At 75.5% G+C, this 23,724-nt stretch carries 15 protein-coding genes, 1 tRNA gene and 2 pseudogenes; 9 read left to right on the top strand and 9 right to left on the bottom strand.

Going from position 1 to position 23,724, the window contains the following annotated elements; translation table 11 throughout:
- Positions 1–304: 304 nt before the first annotated feature.
- Positions 305–628, top strand: coding sequence for a sugar phosphate isomerase family (locus ACRYM6_RS06760; RefSeq protein WP_432542138.1), 324 nt, complete (start codon positions 305–307; stop codon positions 626–628).
- A 404-nt stretch (positions 629–1,032) separates the two neighbouring features.
- Positions 1,033–2,646, top strand: a complete 1,614-nt coding sequence (locus tag ACRYM6_RS06755) for a DUF4832 domain-containing protein (RefSeq protein WP_432542001.1) — start codon at positions 1,033–1,035, stop codon at positions 2,644–2,646.
- A gap of 154 nt (positions 2,647–2,800) precedes the next feature.
- On the opposite strand, the pseudogene ACRYM6_RS06750 reads toward ACRYM6_RS06755, so the two are convergent.
- The 3 genes and pseudogenes from ACRYM6_RS06750 to ACRYM6_RS06740 form a co-directional block, all read right to left on the bottom strand.
- Positions 2,801–3,124 (bottom strand): annotated as a pseudogene (locus tag ACRYM6_RS06750) (integrase core domain-containing protein); the annotation flags it as partial.
- A 70-nt stretch (positions 3,125–3,194) separates the two neighbouring features.
- Positions 3,195–4,199, bottom strand: a pseudogene (locus ACRYM6_RS06745) (IS256 family transposase); the annotation flags it as partial.
- An 825-nt stretch (positions 4,200–5,024) separates the two neighbouring features.
- Positions 5,025–5,109, bottom strand: a tRNA-Leu gene (locus ACRYM6_RS06740).
- A 135-nt stretch (positions 5,110–5,244) separates the two neighbouring features.
- Here ACRYM6_RS06740 and ACRYM6_RS06735 point away from each other — a divergent pair.
- The 7 genes from ACRYM6_RS06735 to ACRYM6_RS06705 all read left to right on the top strand — a co-directional run bounded on the left by ACRYM6_RS06735 (position 5,245) and on the right by ACRYM6_RS06705 (position 15,483).
- Entirely contained in the window at positions 5,245–6,240 is a 996-nt protein-coding gene (locus tag ACRYM6_RS06735) for an AAA family ATPase (RefSeq protein ID WP_432542000.1), read from the top strand.
- Complete coding sequence (locus ACRYM6_RS06730) at positions 6,237–7,256, top strand: DUF58 domain-containing protein (protein ID WP_432541999.1); 1,020 nt, start codon at positions 6,237–6,239, stop codon at positions 7,254–7,256. Before ACRYM6_RS06735 ends, ACRYM6_RS06730 begins: the two co-directional genes overlap by 4 nt.
- A complete protein-coding gene (locus tag ACRYM6_RS06725; RefSeq protein ID WP_432541997.1) occupies positions 7,253–9,376 on the top strand; it encodes a transglutaminase-like domain-containing protein in 2,124 nt (707 codons plus the stop codon). Before ACRYM6_RS06730 ends, ACRYM6_RS06725 begins: the two co-directional genes overlap by 4 nt.
- Before the next feature lie 135 nt (positions 9,377–9,511).
- Complete coding sequence (locus ACRYM6_RS06720; RefSeq protein WP_432541996.1) at positions 9,512–10,588, top strand: 3-oxoacyl-ACP synthase III; 1,077 nt, start codon at positions 9,512–9,514, stop codon at positions 10,586–10,588.
- Entirely contained in the window at positions 10,585–13,272 is a 2,688-nt protein-coding gene (locus ACRYM6_RS06715) for an alpha/beta fold hydrolase (protein ID WP_432541995.1), read from the top strand. Before ACRYM6_RS06720 ends, ACRYM6_RS06715 begins: the two co-directional genes overlap by 4 nt.
- The gene (locus tag ACRYM6_RS06710; protein WP_432541994.1) at positions 13,269–14,246 is read left to right on the top strand and encodes an NAD-dependent epimerase/dehydratase family protein; all 978 of its coding nucleotides are present in this window, start codon (positions 13,269–13,271) and stop codon (positions 14,244–14,246) included. The genes ACRYM6_RS06715 and ACRYM6_RS06710 overlap by 4 nt, the downstream gene beginning before the upstream one ends.
- 88 nt (positions 14,247–14,334) lie before the next feature.
- Entirely contained in the window at positions 14,335–15,483 is a 1,149-nt protein-coding gene (locus ACRYM6_RS06705; protein ID WP_432542137.1) for an App1 family protein, read from the top strand.
- A 357-nt stretch (positions 15,484–15,840) separates the two neighbouring features.
- Here the strand turns inward: ACRYM6_RS06705 and ACRYM6_RS06700 are convergent, their stop codons facing one another.
- The 6 genes from ACRYM6_RS06700 to flhA form a co-directional block, all read right to left on the bottom strand.
- Positions 15,841–17,496: a diguanylate cyclase domain-containing protein gene (locus ACRYM6_RS06700; protein ID WP_432541993.1), complete on the bottom strand. Its 1,656-nt coding sequence runs from the start codon at positions 17,494–17,496 to the stop codon at positions 15,841–15,843.
- Positions 17,497–17,617: 121 nt separating this feature from the next.
- On the bottom strand, positions 17,618–17,857 hold the full coding sequence (gene csrA / locus ACRYM6_RS06695; RefSeq protein ID WP_432541992.1) for a carbon storage regulator CsrA: 240 nt from the start codon (positions 17,855–17,857) through the stop codon (positions 17,618–17,620).
- A gap of 150 nt (positions 17,858–18,007) precedes the next feature.
- Positions 18,008–18,250 carry a hypothetical protein gene (locus ACRYM6_RS06690; protein ID WP_432541991.1) on the bottom strand — a complete coding sequence of 81 codons (243 nt, stop codon included), beginning with the start codon at positions 18,248–18,250 and terminating at the stop codon, positions 18,008–18,010.
- Complete coding sequence (locus ACRYM6_RS06685; protein WP_432541990.1) at positions 18,247–18,978, bottom strand: PilZ domain-containing protein; 732 nt, start codon at positions 18,976–18,978, stop codon at positions 18,247–18,249. Before ACRYM6_RS06685 ends, ACRYM6_RS06690 begins: the two co-directional genes overlap by 4 nt.
- A gap of 62 nt (positions 18,979–19,040) precedes the next feature.
- Positions 19,041–21,518 (bottom strand): hypothetical protein, encoded by a 2,478-nt coding sequence (locus tag ACRYM6_RS06680; protein WP_432541989.1) that lies wholly within the window; start codon positions 21,516–21,518, stop codon positions 19,041–19,043.
- The gene (gene flhA / locus ACRYM6_RS06675) at positions 21,496–23,550 is read right to left on the bottom strand and encodes a flagellar biosynthesis protein FlhA (protein WP_432541988.1); all 2,055 of its coding nucleotides are present in this window, start codon (positions 23,548–23,550) and stop codon (positions 21,496–21,498) included. The genes ACRYM6_RS06680 and flhA overlap by 23 nt, the downstream gene beginning before the upstream one ends.
- Positions 23,551–23,724 lie beyond the last annotated feature (174 nt).

Below are 23,724 nucleotides of genomic sequence, written 5' to 3'. Positions count from 1 at the left end.
CGAGCACGGCGTCGTTCGCCTGCAGCAACCGGTCCGTGGGCTGAGCGTTTCCGAGGCCACCGTCCATCGCGATCTGGTCGACCCGAGGAGCAGGGGATGCCGACGCCCGCCCACGGCGGTGCCCGGAGGTCGGCTCCGGCGGCGGAACTCCCGATGCGCCTGCGCACTGGTCGGTCGCGCCACGTCGAGCAGCTCATCGCCCGTCGGGCGGCGACGTTCCTGCCCCAGGGGCTCCTGCGCCACCGCCCTCGGCGGGGGAACGACGGCCGCCGGCGTCGCACGCGAGTTGCCGTGACGCGGCGCTCTGACGATCACCACGAACTCGCGGACCACAGCCGCTGAGCTGCTCCTACGACCGAACCCTCGCGCCTTGATGACGGGCGGGACAGTGCGGCCGCACTCCCTCGAACTGGTCGGCTCGTCGGCCGGGAGTGCCTTCGCCTCCGTCAACGTGGACGTGACCATCCCGGGGGCAGACGACGTCAGCGCCGGGGTGGAGCCACAACGCGTGAAGGGAGGGGGCCCGCATCAACGCGGTCATGACCCATCGCTCTCAGCGGGCCGCCGTGGTGACCGGTTCTCCGAAGACCCGCCGCAGCACGTGAGCCAGAGCCACCGGGGTCAGTGACACCGGAGACCTCGCGACCGACGGCAGGCCTCCCGCGAGGAACTGCAACGGGTCCGCGCGCTGGGCACACGAGTGCACGTGGTGGGAACTCGTGGACCAGCGCACCTCCAGTGAGCAGAACGCCGTGTGCACTCACCAGCACGCGGTTCGCGCCGAACCCTGCGCGCCGACCCGCACACTGCCGACCACCAGGCCAAGTGGGCGCCGAATCCCCCCGTTCGCAACCGCTGTCGCCGGGCGAGGCTGCACCAGCGGACCCGTCATGCCGAGGCGTCAGCTTCCGGGTGGGACAGCCGGCGCTCCCGTGCCCGGCGCGGTCTCTGAGTCGCTGTCCACTCATCCGCAGTGAGCGTTTTCGCCCCACACCTGTGATCCACGGCACACCTGAACCAATACTCTCCGGCATGGCCGACACCCCTCCCACCATCGACCGCCCCCTGCGAGGTCCTCGCCTGCGCACTGCCACCGCCGTGACGCTCGGTCTCCTCCTCGTCCCCTCCGCCAGCGCCACGGCCGGCACGGGGACGGGTCCCGGGCACAGGCACTCGAACACCGTCACCTACCAGCCGAGCGACGAGACCATCGCCAACCCGCAGCGAGGTTTCTACCGCCACACCGAGACCCACTACCGCGCCGACGGTTCGGGGTACACGCCCCTGGATGCCGCGACGTTGCGCAGCTACCGGGACGACGGGGTCACCCAGATCCTGCGCGTCTTCTACCTGGAGAAGTTCGCCGCCACGCCGACGCTCGATCCGCGATGGTTGTCGAAGGTGGAGGCCGACCTGGCGAGCGCTCGTGAGGCCGGCGTCTCCGTCATCGTCCGCTTCGCCTACGCCCAGGGTGACGCCTGGCCCTACTCACCCCCTTACGGCGACGCGACGCTCGACGTCGTCCTCTCCCACATCGAGCAGCTCGGGCCGCTGCTGCGCGCGAACGCCGACGTCATCGCCACTGTCCAGTCAGGCTTCGTGGGCTTGTGGGGGGAGGGGTACTACACCGACCACTTCGCCGCTGACCCGGCCAACCCTGGTGTCGTCACGGAGGAGGACTGGGCGAAGAGGGCTGCCGTTGTGCAGGCTCTCCTGGATGAGCTGCCCGACGACCGGACTCTGCAAGTGCGCACGATGTACATGAAGCAGACTGTTCTGGGCGTCCCCACCGGTGAGGAGGGGGCACTGACCCCTGGTCAGGCCTACGACGGAACGGACCTGGCGCGCGTGGGACACCACAACGACTGCTTCCTCGCCAGCCCGGACGATTTCGGCACCTTCCTGTCCAGCCCGCTCGCGCTGGACGAGGACTACCTCGCAGCGGATACCCGGTACGTCCCCATGGGGGGTGAGACCTGCACCGTGAACCCCCCGAAGTCGGAGTGGGGAAGCGCCTCGACGCTGATGGCTCGCTACCACTTCAGCTACCTCAACCGGGACTACAACCAGGACGTCCTGAACTCGTGGGGTCAGGCCGGCATCGAGGAGACCGCCAAGCGGCTCGGCTACCGGTTCGTGCTCGAAGACAGCACCGTCACCGCGGGGCTTCCCCGCGAGCGCAGCTCAGCCACCGTCGAAGTCGAGGTCCGCAACGAGGGATGGGCCGCCCCGTACAACGAGCGCCCCGCACGTCTAGTCCTGCGGAACGACAAGGGCGCCTGGGCGGTCCCGTTCACGGGCGGCGAGGGCTCGACCTCACCCGCTGATGCCCGGGACTGGGCCCCCGGCACCACCACGGTCATCACCGCCGAACCCTGCGGTGTGCCCAAGGGGAAGTACGACGCCTACCTGGAGCTCCCCTCGCCGGACGCCTCCGTCCAGAGCGATCCCGACTTCTCGATCCGCACGGCGAACACAGGCACCTGGATGGCTGAGACCGGCTGGAACGACCTGGGTCAGAGCGTGACCGTGCGAGCTGCGCGCCCAACCCGCCAGGGATGCGGTGAACTGGGAGCCGTCCGGCTGGGCCACGCCGCCGAGCGCACAGCGCCAGCGGCGATCACCACCGCATCGAGCGGCTCGTGAGCTCGTGCCAGGAGCAGCAGCGAGAGGAACGCCTCCATCACGGCTTTGTCGGCGCACGTGCCCACCCGGCCCACCGCCCATGGTGCCTGAACTGTGCGGAGCTCGCGGACGTAGCGGTTCGAGCGGACTCGGCTGCCCGTGTCCGAGTGCACCCTCACCTCCGGGTGTCCTGACCACTGAGGCTGGTGACCCGCGAGGCGGGCGGTAGCCCGCCGAGGGCGGTGTGGTGCCGGTGGTGGTTGTCGATGTGCAGCCAGGTCGGCGAGGCGCGGCGACGAGCGGCTTCGGAGGAGTGAGGCCGGACGTAGGCCCACTCCGTCGCCGGAGTCCGGTGGAGGCGTTCGACCTTGCCGTCGGTCTGCGGCCGGTGGGGCCGGGTGCGCTGGTGGGCGGTGCCGGTCGCGGCCAGCGCGGCGGCGAAGTCGCCGGAGCGGTGGTTGGAGCCGTTGTCGCTCAGGCAGCGCGCGATGCTGGTGCCGCGATGACGTCCCCTGCAGTGGTGTAGCTCCTCGCGCGTGAAGCGCTGCGGATCCGGACTCTGCCGTGACCGCGGTGGCCGTGTCGAGCGTGGTGGTCGTGTCGTCGTCCGCGCGCAGCGCGGGCGCCGGCCAGACGGTCGGTGCCGACGGGATCGGCAACGCTGATCGACGCTTGAGAGGTAGCGCCGTTCCCCGCTCCGCCACTCATCGTGGGCCTCGATCAGGGCGTACGTCGACAGCCGCAGCAGCACCTGAGCGTTGGGGAGGATGCCCACGACGTGGGTACGACGCTCGACCTCCCGGTTCAGGCGTTCACGCGGGTTGTTCGACATCGAGCGAGTCGGCCACGACGGGGAACTTGCTGCGCAGGTTGTCGGCGACGACGCGGACCTGCTCGCCGACAGCGGCGGCCGAGGGCTGGGCGAAGATGGCCCCGACCATCGCCGCGACCGCATCGGACTGCTCCTTGGCGACCTCCACCAGCACGTTGCGCATGAGGTGGACGCGGCATCCTTGCCAGCTCGCGCCCGCCGTGGACTGCTCGATCGCCGACACCAGACCGCGATGCTGGTCGGGGATCACCAACTGGACCCCGTGCAGGCCGCGGTCACGCAGGGACGTCGGGTACTGCTTCCAGAAGTCCAGCGTCTCCGCATCACCCACGGTGCAGCCCGGTACTTCCCGATGACCGTCCGCGGTGACACTGGTGGCGATCACCACAACCTGGGACGCGACCCGGCCGCGGACACGGACCTTGCAGCACGTCGCGTCCAAGACCACGTACGGGGTGGCCTGGCCGTCCAAGGCACGGGTCCGGAATGCCTCGACCTCGGCGTCCGAGTCGGCGCAGATCCGCGACACCTCGCTCTTGGAGACCCCGGAGTCGACGCCCAGAGCTTCGACGAGGTCGTCGACCTCGAGAGTCGAGACACCGTGGACGTATGCCTCCGTGACGACGGCGTGCAGGGCCCGGTCGATGCGCCGGCGCGGGTGCAGCCGCGTCGGGGAGAACGACCCGGTGCGGGTCTTGCGGATCTCGATGTCGAGGTCGCCGCCAGCGGCGATCCGAAGGCGTCGACAGCCAGGTGCAGCGTGGACATCAGCCCTCCGCGGGCGCGTCCGAGGCATTCTCCCTCGACGGCCCGGTCTCCGAAGTCCTGCAGGTTCCACACGATGGCGTTGAGGGCCTGGCTGATCCCGCCAGCGCCCGACTCGTTGCACCACCGGTGGCAGCAGCGGCTCCCTCTGCGCCCACGCCTGTCAGTAGCCTCACCACGGCCTCCTCCACCCACTGGATCCTGATCACGCAGCTGCGAGATCCGCGGGACACGCCCTAGTCGGTCGACCTGTGCGCCGCCGTCCCCGACCAGAGGGGCGGGCCCGCTTCGATCTGCACCACGTGCGCTCCTCCACCGCTCCCGGGCCCTTCCAGGACGCTGTCGTCCGACGCCGTGGGACGACAGCGTCCTCGTTCTGCTGCGGGAGGGTCTTCCCCGGCAAGGAAGTTCATTTCCCCGAAACAGGATCCTTATCGCTATTGACTCCGATAACTGAAATTCTGATGTTCTTGCTCGAGAACCGCACCTCACAGCACCGTGTCGTCCTGAGGGCCGGACCCTGCGTCTCCTCCGCGACGGGCGTGCACGAGGTGCGCACCGGCACCTTCCGACCACTCCGCCCGCCATCAGCTCCACGGCGGGGAAGGGCTGGTCGCTCGGCGGGGCCCGGGGCCCACCGCAGGTGCGCGCGAACCCCGGCGTCCCCGGGCGACCGCGGGACGTGGACGCCGTCTCGAACCCGGCCGTCCCCACGGACGTGGGCAGACGGGGTCGAACGACGAAAAAGGCCCCGACCTGCACGAATGCCGGTCAGAGCCTGTCTCGTCGCTGTCTCAACGAGTGTCCGAGGGGGGACTTGAACCCCCACCCACTATACGTGGACTAGCACCTCAAGCTAGCGCGTCTGCCTATTCCGCCACCCGGACGAGTGGTGCCCGCTCGGGTGTTTCTCCCCGTGCGAACGAGGAAAACCCTAGCACGGCAGGCAGGTCGTCCTCGCCACTGCTCCGCCCGGGGGACCGGTCGTCCGGTGGGCCGGGCGGGGTGCCGATGCGGACCGGGTGAGCCGCGCCGTGACCGACCCGCACCCCGCCGCCGACCCCTGCGCCCGGGCGCGGGCCCTGGTCGACGGGGTCGAGCGGGTCGTGCGGGGCCGGCGGGGTGCGGTGGAGCTGCTCGTGACGGCGGTGCTGGCGCGCGGGCACGTCCTGGTCGAGGACGTGCCCGGCAGCGGGAAGACGACGCTGGCGACGGCGTTCGCGGCGTCGCTGGGCGCGGAGTGCGGGCGGGTGCAGGCCACGGCCGACCTGCTGCCGGCGGACGTGACGGGGTCCGGGGTGTGGGACCCGGCGACGGGCGGGTTCCGGTTCGTGCCGGGGCCGGTCTTCGCCCCGGTCGTGCTGGTCGACGAGCTGAACCGGACCTCCCCGCGCACGCAGTCGGCGTTCCTGGAGGCCATGGAGGAACGGGTCGTCACCGTCGACGGGGTGCGCCACCGGCTCCCGGACCCGTTCGTGCTGGTCGCCACGCAGAACCCCGTCGAGCAGCACGGCACGTACCCGCTGCCGGAGGGTCAGCTGGACCGGTTCGCGGTCCGGGTGGTGCTCGGGCCGCTGGACGAGGACGTCGAGCGGCAGGTGGTGCGCGAGCAGCTGGGCGGGAACCGCCCCGAGCACCTGTCCCCCGTCCTGGACCTGGCCGGCCTGCTGGACCTGCAGCGGGCGACCGCGGCGGTGCACGTGGCCGACGCCGTCCTCGACCTCGCCGTGCGGCTGTGCCGGGCCACCCGCACCGACCCGCGGGTCCAGCTGGGGGCGGGGACGCGGGCGGCGGTGACGCTGGTCCGCTGCGCGCAGGGCCGTGCGCTGCTCGCCGGCCGCGACCACGTCGTGCCCGAGGACGTGCAGGCGCTGGTGGTGCCCGTGCTGGCGCACCGGCTCGTGCCCGGCGACGGGCACACCCTCCTCGCCGAGGACGGCACGGCCGCCCGCACGCTCACGCAGGAGCGGCTGGCCGCCGGTCTCGCGGGCTCGGTGCCGGTGGACCTGCGGCGGTGAGCGCGGCCCCCGGCCCCGCGCACGACCCCGCGCCCGAGCGCCTCCTGGACCAGCACCCCGCCCGGCCGCGGGTGCGGGTGCGGCCCATCGCGCTGGCCACGGCCGGTCCGGCGCTGCTCGTGCTGTCCCTCGGCGTCGGCAACCGGTGGCTGGCGCTGGTGGCGTGCCTGCTGCTGGCGGTGACGGCGCTGTCGGTGCTGACCGCGCCGCCGGTGACGGCGCTGGCGGTGTCGGTGCGGGTCCCGCCGCGGGCGCGGGCCGGTCAGGACGTCGAGCACGTCGTGCGGGTGCGCAACACCTCCTCCCGCCCCTGCCCGGCCGTCGTGCTGCACCTGGGCGGTGACGGCTTCGCGCCGGCGCACGCCGGGGTGCCGGACCTGGCCGCCGGGCAGGCCGTGGAGCTGCGGCTGCCGCGGGCGGCGCGCTCGCGCGGGGTCAGCGCCGGCCCGGTCGTCCTGGTCGAGGCCGCCGACGTGCTCGGCGTGCACCTGCAGCGCCGGTGGGCGGCGGCGCCGGCCGTGGTGGCCGTGCACCCCGCGCCGACGACGGTGCCGGCGCTGCCGGTCCCGGCGCCGCGCGCGGGCGCCGACGACCTGGCCGCGCTCCGGCCCTTCCGCACCGGGGACCGGGCCTCGGCCGTGCACCGGCGGACCAGCGCCCGCCGCGGCGGTGGGCCCGGTGGCCCGGCGCTGGTCGTCGTCGAGCGCGAAGCGGCCCCCGAGGGGCTGCTCGTGGTGGTGCTGCCGACGTCCCCGGCGGGTTTCGAGGACGTCCTGGGGCAGGTGGCGGCGCTGCTGGAGGCCGAGCGACGCGCCGGCCGGCGCGTCGCGGTCCTCGACGGTGCCGCGCCGTCGCCGCGGGCGGCCGAGGGGGCCGCCGCGCTGGACGTGCTCGCCGCCGCCCAGCCCTCCCCCACCCCGCCGGCCGTCGCGTCGGCGCTGGACCGCGCGCGGCGGGCAGCGGGCCCCCACGGCCGCGTCGTCGTGGCCGGCGCCGACGGCTGGCGGTCGGCGTGAACGGCCCCCGGTCCAGCCCCGGCACCGTCCCCGGGGACGTCCCCGACCTGCTGGCCTCCCACGTCCCGCCCGCGGCGGCGCTGCGCTGCGCGGGCGTCGCGCTCGTCGCGGCGGTCCTGGGCCTGGTCGTCGCCGGGGGCGTCCCGGCCGCGGCGGTGCTGACCACGGCGGCGGCGGTCGTCGTGGCCTCGCTGCTGCGCGGGCACCGCGTCGGCGCCCAGCTCGCCGGGGTCGGCGGCGCCCTCGCGAGCGCCGCGTGGCTGCCCCCGGTGGTGGCCGACGGGGGTGCGGCGGCGGTGTGGCCGGTGGTGGCGTGCGCGGTGGGGGTGCGGCAGTTCGCGACCGTGCGGACGGTGCGGGAGCTGCGGCTGGTGCTGGCGCTGGCGGTGCTCGTGTCGGTGGCGGCGGCGGGGTCCCCGGTGGAGCGTTCCGGCGCGCTGGCCGGTCCGCTGGTGCTGGTGTGGGGGTCGGTGCTGGCGGCGACGGCCTGCTCGGTGCCGCACCGGCCGGTGCGGGCGGTGGTGGTGCGGCGGGCGGCGCGGGCGGCGGCCGCGGCGACGGTCGCGGGGCTGGTGCTGTTCCTGCTGGTGCCGGTGCCCTCCGGCGGTGGGTGGGCCGGGTCCCCGGGGGCGGGGTCGCAGGGGTCGCAGGGGTCGGTGGCCCGGTCGGCGCAGGCGTACGCGGGCGGGACGCTGGACCTGTCGGCGCGCGGGGAGCTGCCGGGGACGCGGCTGCTGTCGGTGCCGGCGGGCTCGCCGTCGCTGTGGCGGGCGGGGGTGCTGGACGTGTACGACGGGCGGTCGTGGTCGTCGTCGGGCAACCCGGTGGCGTGGACGGTCGGCGCCTCCGGGGCCGGCGGCACCGAGTACTCCGCGGTGCCGGAGGACGGGGCGTCGGAGACCGGGCGGGTGGACGACGTCGTGGTGCTGGGGCGGTACCCGGCGGTGGTCAGCGCCGGGTCGCCGGTGGCGCTGACGTCGCCGGACCGCGTGCTGGACAGCGGGTCCGGGCTGGTGGTGGCCGGCGCGGGCGCGCCGTACCGGGTCGCGTCGCGGGTGGTGACCTCCCTCGACGACCCGCTGGACGGACCTCCCGACGGCGCCCTCGACGGCGCGCCGGGGGGCGCGGGCGCGCCGGTGGAGGCGGGGCGGTGGCTGGCGCTGCCGGCGTCGGTGCCGACGCGGGTGCGGGACCTGGGGCGGGAGCTGACCGCGGGCCGGGACGCGGTGTCGGCGGCGCGGGCGGTCTCGGCGCACCTGCGGTCGGTGGCGCGGTACTCCCTGGACGCGCCGGTGCCGGGCGCCGGGGTGGACGCGGTGGACGCGTTCCTGTTCACCGACCGGGTCGGGTTCTGCGAACAGTTCGCGAGCGCGCAGGTGGTGCTGCTGCGGGCCGCGGGGTACCCGGCGCGGCTGGTCACCGGCTTCTCCGGCGGGCAGGTCGAGGGGTCGCGGCGGGTGCTGCGGTCCGCGGACGCGCACGCGTGGGTGGAGGTGTGGGTGCCGGGGACGGGGTGGGTGTCCTCGGACCCGACGGCGGGGGCGCCGCTGGTGGCGGCCGGCGGCGGGGGTGCGTGGTCGTGGCTGCGGGAGCGGGTGGCGCAGCTGCTGGCGGACCCGGCGGCGCGGGTGGTGGCGGCCGCCGCCCTGGCCGGGACGGCCGGGGCGGTGTGGTGGCTGCTGCGGCGGGCCGGGCGCCGGTCGCGGCACGGGGCGGTCCCGCCGGCCGTCGCGGTGGCGGCCCGGTCCGGGGTGCGCCGCGGCGACCCGGCGGTGCGGGCGCTGCTGCTGGCGTGGGAGGGGTTCGAGACGGCCTGCCCCGGGCCGTGGCGGCGGGGCCCGGCGGAGGGGCTGGAGGACTGGTGGCGGCGGGTGGCGGCCCCCGGTCGCGGACCGGACCTCACACCGGGGGCCGCCGGGGCGTTGGTGGAGGTGTGGGACGGGGTGTCGGACGAGGTGGGCCGGGCGGTCGCGGTGGTGCAGCGGGCGTGCTTCGCGCGGGTGGCGCCGTCGCGGGCGGAACTGGCGGGGGCCCGCGAGGCGTTGGAGCGTGCGTCGTCCGCCGTGCTGGCGGCGCGGGCCGCGGCGGGTCGCGGCGGGGGCACGGGTGGTCGGGGGTGACCTCGGCGAGCGCCGCGGGCAGCGGCGGTTAACCTGAGTTCCCGCCGCGCGGGTGGCCCTGCCGCTCGCTGGTGGACGGTGGATCCGGCACGGTGAGCCACCGCCGCGCGGCCGACGACCAGATCGGGGAAGCCCTTGTTCGACCCTTCCAGCTCCGAGACCGCCTCCGCGCACCGCGTGGGTTCGCCGTTCCAGGGGAATTCGACGTTCGCGCCGGCGAACGCGGCGTTGCTGTCGATCTCGCACGTCGAGGCGCCGGTGGTGGTGCCGTCGTCGCACTTCGACGACGTGCTGGCCCCCACCCTGGAGCGTCTGCGCCTGCGGCCCGGGCTGCTGCAGAAGGTCGCCGGCGTGCAGGAGCGCCGCTGGTGGGCGCCGGGTCAGCGGGCCTCGGACGTGGCCGCCGAGTGCGGCGCGAAGGCGCTGTCGGAGGCCGGGGTGGACGCCTCGGAGGTCGGGATGGTCATCTCCACGACCGTGACGCGCCCGCACCTGGAGCCGGCGGTCGCCACGAGCGTGCACCACGGGATGGACCTGCCGACGTCGGCGCTGAACTTCGACATCGCGAACGCCTGCCTGGCGTGGGTGAACGGCGTGCAGGTGGCCTCGGCGATGATCGACGCGGGGATGATCCGGTACGCGGTGGTGCTGGGCGCCGAGGACGTGCGCTCGATGCACGAGGGCACGGTGTCCCGTCTGCTGCGCGAGGGCATCACCCGCAAGGACTTCCTCAACGAGTTCGCGACGATGACGCTGGGCTGCGGGGCGGCCGCGGCGGTCATCGGGCGGGCCGACGAGCACCCCGAGGGCCACCGCATCGTCGGTGGGGTCTCGCGGGCGGGCACCGCGCACCACGAGCTGTGCATCGGGGACATGAACCACATGCGGACCGACGCGAAGCTCATGCTGACCGAGGGCATCGAGATCGTCGTGGACGCCTTCGAGGCCGGGGACGCGCTGTGGGGGTGGCGGGACGCGAAGAAGTTCGTCATCCACCAGATCTCGAAGGTGCACACCGAGACGCTGGTGGAGCGGATCGGGGTGGAGCCGGCGAAGGTGCCGATGACGTTCCCGACGTGGGGGAACGTGGGCCCGATCTCGTTGCCGATGACGCTGGCGGCGTCGGCGCCGGAGTTCTCCGCCGGTGACAAGGTCATCGCGATGGGCGTGGGGTCGGGCCTGAACACGGCGATGCTCGAGATCGCCTGGTGAGCACGCTCGAACTGCCCGCGGTGATCCCGCCGGCGGGGCTGCCGGGCTGGGACGCCCTCTGGTCGCGGCTGGTGCAGGCGCCGGACCACTCCGGGACGACCCGGACCTGGCACGTGCTGGACACCGCCCCCGACGCGTCCGGGGGCGACGTCGTGGGGACCCTGCTGTGCGTGCACGGCAACCCGACGTGGTCGTACCTGTGGCGCGGGCTGGCCGCGGCCGCCTCGGCGGTGCACCTGGGCTGGCGCGTGGTGGCGGTCGACCAGCTGGAGATGGGCTTCTCCGAGCGCACGGGCACGACGCGGCGGCTGGCGGAGCGGATCGAGGACCTGGCCGGTCTGGTCGGGGCGCTGGAGCTGAGCGGCCCGGTGGTGGCGGTCGGTCACGACTGGGGCGGGATCGTCGCCTCGGGCTGGGCGGCGGCGGAGCTGGGCCGGCGCGGGGGCCGCCACGGCGGCGGGTCCCGGGTCGAGCTGGCGGGCCTGGTCGTGGCGAACACCGCGGCGAGCTGGCCGGCCGAGGCGGGCGCGCCGGGGGTGCTGAAGGCGGTCCTGGCGCCGGGGGTCCGGTCGCTGGCGACGCGGCGGTCGGAGGCGTTCCTGCGCACGACGCTGGCGCTGCCGCGGCCGGCGCTGAGCCCGGCGGTGAAGGCCGCCTACCGCAGCCCGTACGGCACCGCCGCCGAGCGCGCGGGGATCGACGCGTTCGTGGCGGACGTTCCCGTGGGGCCGGACCACCCGAGCCGGCCGGCGCTGGAGGACGTGAGCGCGGGCGTGGCGCGGCTGGCGGCGGCGCGGGTGCCGACGCTGGTGACGTGGGGCCCGCGGGACCCGGTCTTCACGCAGTGGTTCCTGCGGGACTGGCGCGAGCGCGTCCCGCACGCCGACGTGCACCGGTTCGCCACCGCCTCGCACTTGACCCCGGAGGACCCGGCGTTCGCGCGGGTCGTGCTGCGCTGGCTGGACCAGCGGGTGCTGACCCCCGGTGCGGACTCCGGGCCGGGGACCCCGCAGGAGGCTCCGCAGGACGCTCCGGCCGGGCAGGAGCCGCGGTTGTGGGCGGCGCTGGAGGAGCGCTCGGGCGAGGCGTCGGTCGCGGGCTCGCCCGCGGTGGTGGAGATGCGCCCCGACGGCACCTCCCGGGCGGTGTCGTGGGAGCTGCTGGGGCGGCGCACGCGGGAGCTGGCGGCCGGTTTCGCCGCGCGCGGTGTGCGGCCGGGGCAGCGGGTCTCGCTGCTGGTGCCGCCGGGGGCGGACCTGACGGCGTCGCTGTACGCGCTGCTGCGCATCGGCGCGGTCGCGGTCGTCGCCGACGCCGGGCTGGGCGTACGGGGCCTGTCGCGGGCGGTGACCGGCGCCGGGGTGGACTGGGTCGTGGGCGTCCCGAAGGCTCTGCTGGCCGCGCGGGCGCTGCGCTGGCCCGGGCAGCGGATCGCGGTGGCCGAGCTGCCGCAGGTCGCGCAGGCCGGCGCGCACCGGCTGGCGGCCGGGTTCACGCTGCCCGCCGAGCCGGCGGCGCAGGCGCAGGCCGCGGTGCTGTTCACCTCCGGGTCCACCGGCCCGGCCAAGGGCGTCGTCTACACCCACGCGCAGCTGTCGCAGCTGGCGCGGGCCATGGGTGCGGTCATCCGCATCGGGCCGGGTCAGCCGCTGGTGTCGGCGTTCGCGCCGTTCGCGCTGTTCGGGCCCGCGCTGGGCGCCACCTGCGTCGTCCCGGCCATGGACGTGACGCGGCCGGCGACGCTGACGGCGGCCGCACTGGCCGACGCCGTCGCCGCCGCGGGGGCCACCTCGGCGTTCCTGTCCCCCGCCGCCGTCGTGAACGTCCTGGCCACCGCCGGTGCCCTCGACGACGCGCAGCGGCAGGCGCTGGGGCGGGTCTCGACGCTGCTGTCGGCCGGTGCGCCGGTCCCGACGGCGCTGCTGCAGCGGGTGCGCGAGCTCATGCCGCTGGCGGACCCGCGCACGCCCTACGGGGCGACCGAGGTGCTGCCGGCCACCGACGTGGGCCTGTCGGACATCCTCGAGGCCGGTGCGGGCGAGGGCATCTGCGTGGGCCGCCCGATCGAGGGCGTCACGGTGGCGGTCGCCCCGCTGGACGCCGACGGCGCCGCCGGGACCGACCTGGTCACCACCCCCGGCGTCGTGGGCGAGGTCGTCGTGGGCGGCGAGCACGTCAAGGACCACTACGACCAGCTGTGGGCCACCCACGCCGCCAGCGTCGACGTGCGGCCCTCCCCGACCCTGCTGGGGGCCGTGCGGCCCGGGCGCTGGCACCGCACCGGCGACGTGGGTCACCTGGACGAGCGGGGCCGGGTGTGGGTCGAGGGCCGGCTCGCGCACGTCGTGGTCACCGCCGACGAGGTCGTGACCCCGGTGGGCGTGGAGCAGCGCGCCGAGCAGGTGCCCGGCATCGCCCGGGCCGCGTTCGTGGGGATCGGGCCGCGCGCCGCGCGCCAGCTCGTCGTGGTCGCCGAGGCCACCGCGCCGGTGCGGCGGACCACGGTGGCCGACCCGGTGCTGTCGCAGGCGGTGCGGGAGGCCACCGGCCGCAACCTCGCCGCGGTGCTGCTGGTGCCGGCGCTGCCCACGGACGTGCGGCACAACTCCAAGATCGACCGGGCCCGGGTCACGGCGTGGGCCGAGCGGGTCCTGGCGGGCGAGCGGGCGGGGAGGCTGGCGTGAAGGTCCTGGTGACCGGGGCGAGCGGGATGCTCGGCCGGGAGACGGCCCGCGCGTTCGCCGCGCGCGGGGACGGCGTGCGGGTGCTGCAGCGCCGTCCGGCGGGCCTGGAGGGTTTCGAGGAGGTCCTGGGCTCGGTGACCGACCCCGACGCGTGCGCGCGGGCGGTCGCCGGGGTCGACGCCGTCGTGCACCTGGCGGCGAAGGTGTCGGTGACCGGCCCGCACCCGGAGTACGTCGCCACGAACGTCGACGGCACCGCGAACCTGCTGGAGGCGGCCCGCGCGGCCGGGGTGGGCCGGTTCGTCATGGTCTCCTCCCCCTCGGTGGCGCACGCCGGGTCCGCGCTCGTGGGCGTGGGCACCACCCCGGCCGACCCGGCCGCCGCACACGGGTCGTACGCGCGGACGAAGGCGCAGGCCGAGCTGCTGGCGCTGGCCGCCGACGCGCCCGGGTTCGCCGTCGTCGCGGTCCGCCCGCACATCGTGCTCGGCCCCGGGGACACCCAGCTGGTGCAGCGCATCGCCGAGCGCGCCGCGGCGGGCCGGTTGCCGCTGCTGGACGACGGCACCGCGCTCATCGACACCACCTACGTCGACAACGCCGTGGACGCGCTCGTCGCGGCCCTGGACCGCGCGCCGGACGACGGCGTGCACGGGGAGGCGTTCGTCGTCACCAACGGCGAACCGCGCACGGTGGCGGAGGTGTTCGGGCGGATCTGCGCCGCCGCGGGGGTGCCGGCGCCGACGCGGCGGGTCCCGGCGTCGGCCGCGAAGGTCGCCGGGAGCCTCGTGGAGCGGGTGTGGACGCGGTTCGCGCTGCCCGACGAGCCGCCCATGACGCGGTTCCTGGCCGAGCAGCTGTCGACGGCGCACTGGTTCGACATCTCCCGCACCCGGCAGCGGCTGCGCTGGGAACCGCGGGTCCCGCTGGACGAGGGCTTCGACCGCCTCGCCGCCGGGTTCGACCCCCGTTAGGGTCGGTCGGGTGATCAACGGGCCCGCTCTGACCCGCTCCCAGCGCCGGGCGCGTCGCGTGCAGGAAGCGCGGCGCGACCTGGAGGACCTGCGCGGGGACCTCACCCCGCGCCCCGGTGAGCACGGCCTGCACCGGGCCGCGCGCATCGAGGACGCCGTCAAGGGGCTGGCGGGCGCGCGGCTGCGGCGCCGCGGCTACCACGCGCGGGCGCTGGCCTACCCCGGCTACGGCGGCCCCGGCTGGGTGCGCGTCTTCGGGCGGGTGCTGCTGGGGCGCGAGGACACCCCCGGCGAGGGCCAGCGCGAGGACCTCCGCAAGGTCCGGGGGTGGCGCAACTTCCTCACCGTCCCCGTCGCCGACGCCGTCGTGACGGTCCGCATCGGCGGGCACGAGCGGGTGGTGCGCACCAACCGCGAGGGCTACCTGGACGAGCGGGTCGAGATCGACCTGCCGCCGGGCGTGCACGAGGTCGTCCTGACCGTGGGCCCGGAGTCCGGCGGCGCGGACGCGCTGCCGCCGGACGTGGAGCTCGTCGAGGACGACACCGAGGGCGGCGCGGAGACGCTGCCGCCGGCGGCGCTGCCGCACAGCGGGACCGCCCGCGTCGTGGTGGTCGGGCCCGAGCCGGTCACCGGGTTGCTGTCCGACATCGACGACACGGTGGTCGTGACCCGCCTGCCGCGCCCGCTGGTCGCGGCGTGGAACTCCTTCGTCCTGGACGAGCGGGCCCGGGTGCCGGTCAACGGGATGGCCGAGCTGTACCGGCAGGTCGTCGCGGAGAACCCCGGTGCGCCCGTGCTGTACCTGTCCACCGGCGCGTGGAACGTCGCCCCCACCCTGGCACGGTTCCTGGACCGCTCCGGGTACCCGCCGGGCCCGCTGCTGCTGACCGACTGGGGACCGACGAACACCGGCTGGTTCCGCGACGGCAGCGCCCACAAGCGCGAGACGCTGGCCCGGCTGGCGCGCGAGCTGCCGCAGGTCACGTGGCTGCTGGTCGGCGACGACGGCCAGCACGACCCGACGCTGTACGCCGAGTTCCTCTCCGCCGCCCCCGAGCGGGTCGCCGGGGTGGGGATCCGGCGGCTGACCCCGGCCGAGCAGCTGCTGGCGGGCGGTCGGCCGCTGGCCTCCGACGCCACCCCCGAGCACTCCCCCGTGCCCTGGGTCACCGGCGACAACGGCTACGAGATCCTGCACCACTGGTACCGGGCGGGCGTGCTGCGCAGCCCCTGACCTGCAGCGACACGGGCGGCACCCAGAACGACGCAGGCCGGTCCCCCCGTCGGGGGGACCGGCCTGCGTGGTGCGGCGTGGGTCAGAGCTGGGTGCGGCGCGGGTTCGCGACGGTGGTCAGCTCGATCTCACGCACGTCGACGACGATGTTCTCGGTGGTGTTCTCGTCCATGTCGGACCTCCTGTGGGTTCGGACGGTGCGTGTACTTCGAACCGCAGACGACGCTGTCCTCACCGATCGGTGGCGGGTCGCGTTCAGGTTAACGACACCCGCTCGTGACCGAATCCCCGGCGACCCCTTCCGGGTGAGTGACCTTGGTCACGTCCGGGTGAGTCCGTCACGCGGGGTGGAGGCCCTCAGGCCACCCGCCAGCACGACCGCCCGGCGGCCTTGGCCCGGTACATCGCGTGGTCGGCGTCGCGCATCAGCTCCGCGGCGCTCACCGTCCCGGTGGTGCGGGCCGCCCCGACGCTGGCGGTGACGGTGACGGTGCGCTGCCCCAGGTCGACGGGGATGGTGATCCGCTCGCAGACCCGGTCGGCGATGGCGGCCAGCGCCTGCGCGTCGGCGACGTCCTCGCAGACCAGGACGAACTCGTCGCCGCCGAGGCGGGCGGCCGTGTCCCCGGCGCGCAGCAGGCCGCGCAGCCGGTCGGCGACGTCGCGCAGCAGGTCGTCGCCGGCGGCGTGCCCGAGGCTGTCGTTGACGTCCTTGAAGTGGTCGAGGTCGACGAACAGGACGGCGCAGCCGCCGCCGAGGCGCTGGGTGCGGGCCAGCGCGGTCCGCAGCCGGTCCTCGACCTTGGCCCGGTTGGGCAGACCGGTCAGCGGGTCGTGCAGGGCGGCGTGCTCGAGCTGCTCGGCCTCGCGCTTGCGGGCGGTGATGTCCTCCACGAAGGCCAGGAAGGCCGGTTCGCCGGTGCTGGAGGACGTCAGCGACAGCGTGACCTGGGCCCACGCCGCCCGGCCGTCGGGCAGCTCGTAGCGGTGCTCGCGGTGCACGACCTCGGCGGTCCCGGCCAGCAGCGCCTCCTGCTGGGCGGCCAGCGGGGCGGCTCCCTCGCGCGGGCCGGCCGGGTCCGGGCCGTCGGGGTCGAGCAGCTCGGCGGCGGGCGCGCCGACGAGCTCGGCGGCGTCGCGGCCCAGGAAGGTGCACAGGGCCTCGTTGACCTCGCTGATCCAGCCCTCGAGGCTGAACAGCAGCATCCCGACCGGGCCGCGGGCGAACACCTCGTGGAAGCGGCGCTCGGACCCGGCGAGGGCGTCCATGGTGGTGATGGTCTCGGTGAGGTCCTGGGCGATGCCGACGACCTGCTCGGCGCGGCCGTGCCGGTCGCGGTCGGTGACGGTGGAGCGGGTGTGGACCCAGCGCTCGGCGGCGCCGGTCACGACGCGGTAGGTGCACTCGACGATCTCGCCGGGGGCGGCCTCGCGCAGGGACCGCACGGCGCGCTCGACGCCGGGGCGGTCGTCGGGGTGGACGACGTCCAGCCCGACGGCGTCGTGCGCCGAGGGCAGGCCCAGCAGTGACGCGCCCCCGGTGTTGGTCCACTCCACGCGGCCGCGGCCGAGGTGGATGCGGTAGATCGTGTCCGGGGAGGCGTCGACCACGGCGGCCAGCTGCGCCAGGCGGGTGCGCAGCGCGGCGAGCTCGGCGGCCTCGGCGCGCTCGGCGCCGACGTCGCGCAGGTGCAGGAGCGCGCCGCCGCCGGGGACGGCGCTGGCCCGCACCCGCAGGGTGCGGGGGGTGCCGTCGGCCCGGACGGTCTCGACGTCCAGGTCGAGGTCGCCGGCGGCGTCCCCGGCGGCGAGGGAGCGCAGCGCGTCCGCGGCGGGCAGGTCGGTGGCCCCGGGGCCCAGGAGGCGGGTGAAGCCGGGGCCGGCGTGCACGAGGGCGCCGTCGGCGTCGAGCAGCGCGATCGCCTCGGCTGTCTCGACGGCTGCGCCGGGCCGGTCGGTGGCCCGGGGGCGGGGGGCAGTCCCGGACGGTCGCGCGGACGGCAGCGCCGTCATGGTCCACCTCCACGTCACCCTCGGGTCACCCTCGGCCCGGGGCGTGCGAGCGGCACGCCCCACCGGTGGTCTCGGTCGGGTCGGGACCGACCTTGAGGGGTGGGGCCGCGTGGAGTGGGGGCTACTGGGCGCCGGCGCGCCGGACGATGCCCTGGAGGGCGGAGATGGCCTCCTCGGAGGCGGTGGCGGCGGCGATGTTGGCCTCGCGGACCGCCTCGTACACCTCCTGCCGGTGGACCTGCACGTCCCGGGGGGCGTCGATGCCGACCCGGACCACGTCCCCGCGAACTTCCAGGACGCGCACCACGACCTCGTCGCCGATGACGACGGATTCCCCGGCCTTGCGGGTCAGGACCAGCATGCGACCAGTGTAGGTGACGAACCGTGTTCGGCCATGTCCTTGCTGTTACGGATCCGGGCGTGGCGGGTCCGGACGCGCCACCGCCCGCCCCCGCCGGAGCGGGGACGGGCGGGGTGCGGGACGAGTGCGCGGGACGGGTGCGCGGGTGGGTCAGCGGTCGCTGCGGCGGCGGCCCAGGAGCTCGTCGGCCTCGGCCGGCTCGGGCACGGCCTGCTCGGCCTGCGCCTGGTAGCCGCGCACGATCGAGCGCACGACCTGGGCGGCGACGGAGGTGACGACCAGCGACAGGACCAGGTGCAGCAGGGCCGTGTCGACCTCGCCGGTGCCGCGGACCACGCCCAGGATGGCGGGGGCGGCCAGCAGCAGGCTGACGGCCAGCACGATCGCGGTCATCGGTCTCCTCCTCGGCGGTGCTTGATCTGGGTCTGCATGACGTAGCGGCGCAGCCGGTCGGCGGCGGCCACCGGCTCGGCGAAGGCGAGGACCACCTCGACCCGCCCGGGGTCGAGGGAGTCCAGCGACCGGACGACCTGCCCGACCTGGTCCACCGGGTCGCCCTCGAGGTCGAAGGAGATCCGCGCGAGCCGGCCCAGCCGCAGCCAGGTGCCGACCGGGACCGAGACCGCCGACCCGCCCTCGGACAGGTCGATCAGGCGCCCGTCGACGACGGGTTCGTCCTGCCCGTCCTCCGGGTCCGGCTCGGCCCGCAGGGGGTCGCCGGCCACCGGGGAGACCAGGGCGGTCCCGGCGGCCGGGACCCGGGCGAAGCGGCGGCGCTGCTCGACGACGACGTCGCCGCTGGGGGCCAGGTCCCACGCGGGGACCCGGTGGCGGACGATCTCGGCCAGCAGGAAGTCCTGGCGGCTCTGCCCGCGCTGCCCGGCCCAGCAGACCGAGACGGCCAGGCCGGGGGCCACGACGTGCAGGTCACCGCGGAAGCTGGGGGCGGCGACCACCAGGCTGGTGTCGGTGCTGTCCTCGACCCGGGTGGGGATGCGGATGGTCTCCCCGCCGAGGGAGTCGGGCAGGTGCACCTCGACCCACACGCGGTCGTTCAGTCCGGGCCACTGCCCGGGAGCGGAGCGCGCCAGCTGCGCTCCCGAGGCGGCACGTCGGGCCATGGGAGTCGGTCTCCGGGATCGGGTCGGGAGGGCGGGGCTGCCGGGACGCGGGAGCGTCGGGGTCAGCGCAGGCCCTGGTCGCCGGCGGCGTCCAGGAGCAGACCGGCCCACGCGCCGGAGGTGGCGGGGCGGCCGTCGAGGAACCCGACGGGGACGTCGAGGGACAGGACGTCCAGCGGGTCCGGGCTCTCGGCGGCGCGGTGCACGGCCAGGCGGCGGGCGGGCAGGCCGACCCCGTCCAGGGCGCGCAGGAGGCTGGCGACGGCGTGGCTGCGGCGGGTGGCGTCGACGCAGACCACGACGGACGCGGCGCCGATCTCGGCGGCCATCCGGGCGGCGCGCTCGGCGTCGGCCCCGGTCGGGCGGGCCGGGATCGCCACGGTCAGCGGCGCGCTCCAGCGGCGGGCCTGGTCCTGGCGGGCGGGCAGCTCGTCGGCGGTCACGGTGTTCTGGACGTCGGCGCGGCCCAGGACGAGGGGGGCCTCGGAGCCGACCTCGTCGGCGACCAGCAGGGCGGCCGCGACCACCGCGTCGGCCTCGCCGATGACGACGACGAGCTCACCGGCGCCGACGCGCAGCGGGGCGGGGACGTCGATGTCGCGGGCCACGCGCAGCACGTCGCCGGTGTCCTGCGGCTCGCGGTACGCCATCCGGGACGACCCCGAGCGGTCGCTGTAAGTGGTCACCGGTTCACGGTAAGTCAGATCCATGGTCATCGCCTCGTTCTCGTCCCCGTTGCGGTTCACTGCTCGGTCACTGGTCCGCTCGTCCTGGCGCGCGGCGGCCTGGTAGCTGCGGGCCGGGCGCTCGTCCTGGCGCTCGTAACCCTGCTCGAACGGCTGGTCGTACGGCTGCTCGAAGGACTGCTCGAGCTGGTCGTAGTCGTGCGCCCACTCACCCCGGCGCTCGGCCGGGCGCTCGGTGCGCTCGACGTCGAAGCGGTCGCCGAACTGGTCGCCGAACTGGTCGGCGAACTGCTCCTCGACGGCGGCGGGACGGCGCAGCTCCGGGCGCCGGGCCGGGCCGCGACCCTCCCGGGCGGTCGCGCCGTTGGCTGCACCGAACTGATCGGACACGCGTTCCTCCGGAGTGCGAGCGGGTCGGGCGTCGGGGTGTCCCGGACGGGGACGAACGGAACGCACCGGCGTGGTCACGGAGCGTACATCAGCCGTCACTGCCGTCGCAGGGGTCCGCGTGGCGCCCGAGCGCATCGCGGCCAGCGTCCGGGCGAAGGTGTCGCTCTCGGTCGAGATCGGGCGGTGCGGGCGCGGCGACGGCGCGGCGGCCACCTCCGGGCGGGACGGCTCACGACGGGGCGCCTCGCGGCGCGGCGCCTCCTGGCGGGCCGGCTCCGGCTGCGGGCGGACGCCCTGGCCGGCGGCGAACATCGCGCCGAGGCGGTCGGTGCCCTCGGCGGCGTCGGCCGCGGCCAGCACCTCGCCGAGGGACCGCGCCGGGGCGGCGGCACCGCGCGGGGCCTGCCCGACGCGCTCGGCCTGGCGGCGGCGCACGTCCGCACGGGCCTGCTGGCGGCGCTCCTCCTGGGCGCGGGCGGCGTCGCGACGGGCCCGCTCCTCGCGCTCGGCGTGCTGGCGCTCCATCTGCTGCTGCATCCGCTCCTCTTCCAGGGCTCGTTCGGCGGCGGCTCGTTCGGCGTTCTCGCGCTCGGCCCGGGCGCGCTCGGCCTCGACGGCCGCACGCTCGGCGGCCGCACGCTCGGCGGCGACCCGCTGGGCCTCGGCCCGCTCGGCCTCGGCGCGCTCGGCCCGGGCCTGCTCGAACGCGGCGCGCTCGGCGGCGACCCGCTCGGCCTGCAGGCGCTCGGCCTCGGCGCGCTCGGCGGCCTCGGCGGCCTCGGCCCGCTCCAGCTCGGCGCGAGCCTGCTCCAGCAGGGCCGCCTCGAACGCCTCGGCCGCGCCGTCCTCCACCTGGGGGACGGTCCCGGCCTCGACGGTCGACGCAGCGTGCTGGTCGTCACCCGTTTGCGCGATCACGACCGGGTTCTCGGCATCCGCGGCCGCGACCTTGAGCGCGTCCTCGAAGCGGTCCGCCGGCGCGGCGTCGCCCTGCTGGGCGCGCAGCACCTCCAGCAGCCCCGCACGGGCGGACTCGAAGTCCTCCCCCGCGGCCCGGGCCCCGTCGGCGTCGACCGGCGCGGGCGCGCCGGCGGGACGGGCGTCCTGCGCCTCGACGTGGGCCTCGGCCTGCGCCGCGGACGTCTCGGCCGCGTCGGCGGCGGCCAGCAGCGCCTCGAAGTCGAGGGCCTCGCGCTCCTCCTCCCCCGCCTCGGCGGGACCCTCGGGGAGGTCCCCGGAGGCGGTGGAGCGGGCGGCGGACGGGGCGGGTGCGGTCAACGAGTCTCCTCCGGTGCCGTCCATCTCGACGGTCACCTCGTAGCGTTCCTTGCTGAAGAAGCCGGCGACGCCTCCGGAACGGATGCGCTCGGCGCGGACGACGCGGGCCGCGGGCCCGTGCTGCTGGCGGACCTCGTCGAGGAGCTCCTGCAGGTCAGTGCCTTCAAGAAGCAAGTGCATGGACACCGCTCACCGATCCAACCGTCTCGATCCGGGGGTGGTTGCTCACGTCGTCGTAGGACAGGACGTGCAGGCGGCCCACGGCCACCTTGAGCAGGCGGCGCAGCGGGGCGCGCAGGGGGGGCGCGCACACGAGGACCGCACTGATGCCCTGCGCTTCGGCACGATCGAGGCAGGAACTTGAGCCGGTCACCAGGTGCTCGGCGGTCAGGGCGTCCAGCGCGAGGCTGGCGCCGTGCTCGCCCGGGCGCAGGGACTCGGCCAGCTGCTGCTCCAGCAGCGGGTCCAGGGTGATGACGTGCAGCGTCCCGTCCTGCTCGTGGACGGCCGCCACGGCCGGCCCCAGGGCCCGGCGGGAGGCCTCCACGAGGCCGTCGAGGTCGCTGCCGGCCTTGGCGCGCAGCGAGAGCGCCTCGAAGATGCGGGCGAGGTCGCGGATCGGGACGGCCTCGTCGAGCATCGCCTGCAGGACGCGCTGGACCTCGCCGAGGGTGAGCACCGCGGGGGTGAGCTCGTCGACGACGGCCGGGTGGGTGCGCTTGAGGGCCTCGACCAGCGAGCGCACGTCCTCGCGGGACAGCAGGCGCGGGGCGTGGGTGCGCACGAGCTCGCCGAGGTGGGTGATGAGGACGCTGGCGCGGTCGACGACGGTGGCGCCGGTGAGCTGGGCCTGGTGGCGCAGCTCGGCGGGGATCCACTTGCCGGCCAGGCCGAACACGGGCTCCACGGTGGAGCGGCCGGGCAGGCCGTCGAGGTTGTCGCCCAGGGCCAGGACCTGCCCGGGCGGGGCCATGCCGCGGGCGACCTCGACGCCGGAGATGCGCACCGCGTAGGTGGACATCGGCAGGTCCAGGGAGTCGCGGGTGCGGACCGGAGGCACGACCAGGCCCAGCTCGAGGGCGATCTTGCGGCGCAGCGCGCGGACGCGCTCGAGCAGGTCCCCGCCGCCGGAGGTGTCGACCAGGTCGACCAGGTCGGGGGCCAGGACCACCTCGAGGGGGTCGACCCGCATCTCCTCGAGCAGGTTCTCGGCCGCCTCGGTCGGGTTGACCGGTGCGGGAGCCAGCTCGGCCAGCGCCGCGTCGCGGGCGACCTTCTTGTCGCGCTGGGCGATGCGGGTGGAGGCGAAGATCGCCGCGCCCCCGATGACCAGGAACGGCAGCTTGGGCATGCTCGGGATGAGGGCCAGGACGATGAGCGCGGCCCCGGCGATCTGGAAGGCGACCTTCTGCGAGGACAGCTGCTTGATGGCCTCCGAGCCCATGTCCCCGGTGGAGGTGGAGCGGGTGACGATGAGGCCGGTCGCGACCGACAGCATCAGCGCCGGCACCTGGGTGACCAGGCCGTCGCCGATGCTCAGCAGGGCGTACTTGTTGATCGACTCCGCCGGGCCGAGCCCGTGCTGGACCATCCCGATGGCGAACCCGCCGATGAGGTTGATCAGCATGATGATGATGCCGGCGATGGCGTCGCCCTTGACGAACTTCGAGCCACCGTCCATGGCGCCGTAGAAGTCCGCCTCGGCGCTGACGTCGGCGCGGCGCTGGCGGGCGGTGGCCTCGTCGATCAGACCAGCGTTCAGGTCCGCGTCGATGGCCATCTGCTTGCCGGGCATGGCGTCGAGGGTGAAACGGGCACCGACCTCGGCGACGCGCTCGGCACCCTTGGTGATGACGACGAACTGGATGACGACCAGGATCAGGAAGACCACCAGGCCGATGACCAGCGAGCCGGAGATCACGAAGTGCCCGAAGGCCTCGATGACCTTCCCGGCGAAGCCGTCGGACAGGACCAGGCGCGTCGAGGCCACGTTCAGGCCCAGCCGGAACAGGGTGAGCACCAGGATCAGCGAGGGGAAGACCGAGAAGTCCAGGACCCGCTTGACGAACATCGTCATCAGCAGCGCGATCAGCGACAGCGTGATGTTGAGGGCGATGAGGAAGTCCAGCACGGCCGCCGGCAGGGGCACGACGAGCAGCAGCACGATGCCGACGACCCCCGCGGGGATCACCAGCTGCGAGAGGTTCGGAAGTCTCACTGCACCGCCTGTCGATCTCGGGCACCCGATCGGGTGTCACTCGTCCAGCGGCCCGTCCGTGGCCCTGCTGCAGCCGTCCTGGCCACCCCCTCCTTCGGCACCGGCGGCGGCGGGCTTGAGCCACCCGTTCGGGCGAGCCCGTCCGGGCGGGCCCGCGCGGCGTCCCCCGCGACG

This window comes from Kineococcus rugosus (assembly GCF_050871975.1).
GTDB lineage: Bacteria > Actinomycetota > Actinomycetes > Actinomycetales > Kineococcaceae > Kineococcus.
The sequence above is the reverse complement of the archived record's forward strand: the minus strand, read 5'-3'. Positions and strand labels throughout refer to the sequence as shown.